The sequence below is a fragment of the Haloarcula sp. CGMCC 1.2071 genome (assembly GCF_037078445.1).
GTDB classification, from domain to species: domain Archaea; phylum Halobacteriota; class Halobacteria; order Halobacteriales; family Haloarculaceae; genus Haloarcula; species Haloarcula amylolytica.
The window spans coordinates 1-518 of the sequence record NZ_JAYMGY010000063.1 but is presented as its reverse complement, the minus strand read 5'-3'; the positions used below and the strand labels follow the sequence as shown (position 1 = coordinate 518).

Genomic DNA, 518 nt, shown 5'->3' with positions numbered 1-518 from the left:
TAGCCAACGTCGTTGTGACTCGTTCAACTGAACGAGTCCAGTGGACGCCTGGATCGCACGTACACACGGTTTCATACTCGCCCCCAAGGTGGAGATGGTGGGCGAATCGACCCTTCCCAGGCTCGGTTTCACCCGGCCTGGTGCATCTGTCGTCGTATCACATCCGAACGCCGTCCCACATTTAAGGGGCACGGTTCGGAGCGATACGAAGTACGGACCCGTCGGGAGTTGCACCCGACATCCCGGTGAGGGGATATCCGCCTCGGATAGGTCTTTGCGAGCCCAGCGGGCCCATGCAGTAGTCGGCGCTTGCCGACTCGCGGTGACTTGTGGTCACCAGTCAATGTAGGTGGGTCAGGCCAGAGGCCTGATCCCGGTCAGTAGGAGGTGATCCAGCCGCAGATTCCTCTACGGCTACCTTGTTACGACTTAAGCCCCCTTGCGGAGCCCAGATTCGACCGTCGCATGACGGCCTCATCCGGACCCCACTCGGGTGCTTTGACGGGCGGTGTGTGCAA

The 518-nt window shown here is 60.8% G+C and carries 1 rRNA gene; it reads right to left on the bottom strand.

The window, feature by feature from the left end:
- Positions 1-382 precede the first annotated feature (382 nt).
- A 16S ribosomal RNA gene (locus VI234_RS21230) occupies positions 383-518 on the bottom strand; the annotation flags it as partial.